This is a genomic window from Corynebacterium jeikeium (assembly GCF_000738175.1).
GTDB classification, from domain to species: Bacteria; Actinomycetota; Actinomycetes; order Mycobacteriales; family Mycobacteriaceae; genus Corynebacterium; species Corynebacterium jeikeium_C.
The window spans coordinates 1-1,979 of record NZ_JFCH01000012.1; the positions used below are offsets into that span (position 1 = coordinate 1).

At 58.3% G+C, this 1,979-nt stretch carries 1 protein-coding gene; it reads right to left on the reverse strand.

Annotated elements, in window-relative coordinates:
* Nucleotides 1–1,979, reverse strand: a 1,979-nt coding sequence (locus tag JQ46_RS01940) for a malate synthase G (RefSeq protein WP_051876195.1), incomplete at both ends; no start/stop codon positions are given.

Consider the following 1,979-nt stretch of genomic DNA (forward strand, 5'->3'; position numbering starts at 1 on the left):
GCCATGTTGCGGTAGTTCGCATCACCAGCGTTCTGCTCATCCACCTTCGCAGCCATACGCTGCAAAGACTCCAGAACCTGCTCCTCAGTCACCACACCATGCTTCAACCAGTTAGCCAAGTGCTGGGAGTTAATACGGCAGGTAGCGCGATCCTCCATCAGGTCAATGTCGTGGATATCCGGGATCTTGGAGCAACCAACACCCTGCTCCACCCAACGGACCACATAACCCAGAATGGACTGGGAGTTATTATCAATCTCCTCGGCGATCTCCTCAGCAGACCAATCAGCAAACTCCGCCACCGGAATGGTCAGAATGTCACCCAGAGTCTCACGACGCCCCTCCGTGCGCAGCTTGTCCTGCACCTCGAAAACATCCACCTCGTGGTAGTGGGTTGCGTGCAGCGTCGCACCCGTCGGCGACGGAACCCATGCGGTGGAAGCGCCCTCCTTCGGCTGGCCAATCTTCTGGGCCAGCATGTCAGCCATCAGCTCAGTCTTGGCCCACATGCCCTTACCGATCTGCGACTTACCCGGCAGACCATGCGCCAGACCAGCATCCACATTGTTGTCCTCGTAAGCGATCTTCCACGGCGCGGTCTGCAGATCCGCCTTACGCACCATCGGACCAGCCAGCATGGAGGTGTGGATCTCATCACCAGTGCGATCCAGGAAGCCAGTGTTAATAAACGCCAGACGCTCCTTAACCTGTGCGATGCAAGCATCCAGGTTGGCGGTGGTGCGACGCTCCTCGTCCATCACACCAACCTTCAAGGTGAACCGCTCCAGACCCAGCAGATCCTCCACAGCACCGAACAGGTCGTTGGTGAACGCAACCTCGTCCGGGCCGTGCTGCTTCGGCTTCACAATGTAGATCGAACCATTACGGGAGTTACGCAGCGGGTTGTTCTCATCCAGACCCGGGATCGCAGCAGCCGAAGTAATAACGGCATCCATGATGCCCTCGAAAATCTCCTCACCATTCTGATCCAGGATCGCCGGGTTCTGCATCAGGTGGCCAACGTTACGCACAAACAGCAGGGAACGACCGTGCAGACGCAGCTCGGAGCCGTCCTTGCCGGTGTAGTAGCGATCCTCGTTGAGCTTACGGGTGAAGGTTCGCCCCGACTTGGTAATGGTTTTTGTCAGATTACCAACATTTAGCCCAAGCCAGTTGCGATAACCCAGAGTTTTATCCTCTGCATCCACAGCTGCCACTGAGTCTTCAAAATCGATAATTGTCGTCACCGCGGATTCGAGGTTCAGGTCCTTCACACCGGCCTTGTCGGTCTTGCCGATCGGGGACTCCGGGTCGATCTGAATGTCGATGTACAGGCCATTGTTGTACAGCAGAATGTCGGTCGGGTTGGCCTTGTCGCCGCCGAAGCCTGCGTAGACCTCCGGGTTGCGCAGGTGCACATCATTGCCGTCGATGGTGGCAGCCAGCTGGCCGGACTCGACGGCGTACTTGGTGACGTCCTTGTGGGAGCCGGACTCCAGCGGTACAACGCGGTCCAGGAACTCACGGCCCCACTCGATGACCTTGTCACCGCGAACCTTGTTGTAGCCGGTGCCCTTCTCCTGGCCGTTCTCTTCAGAGATAGCGTCGGTTCCGTAGAGGGCATCGTACAGGGAACCCCAGCGGGCGTTCGCTGCGTTCAGCGCAAAGCGGGCGTTCAACGCCGAAATAACCAGCTGCGGGCCGGCGGTCGTGCCGACCTCCGGGTCGATGTTCTGGGTCGTAATCTCGAAGTCACCCGGTTCGTCGACCAGGTAGCCGATCTCCTTTAGGAAAGCCTTGTACTCCTCCGGATCCTGAGCACCCTTGTGGTCGGCATACCAGGCATCCATCTTCTTCTGCAGCTCGTCGCGAGTGTTCAGCAACTCACGGTTGCGCGGGGTGTACTCCTCGACGATCTTGCCGAAGCCATCCCAGAACTTCTCCTGCTCCTCGGCGGAATCCTTGCCGATGGCGGGAAG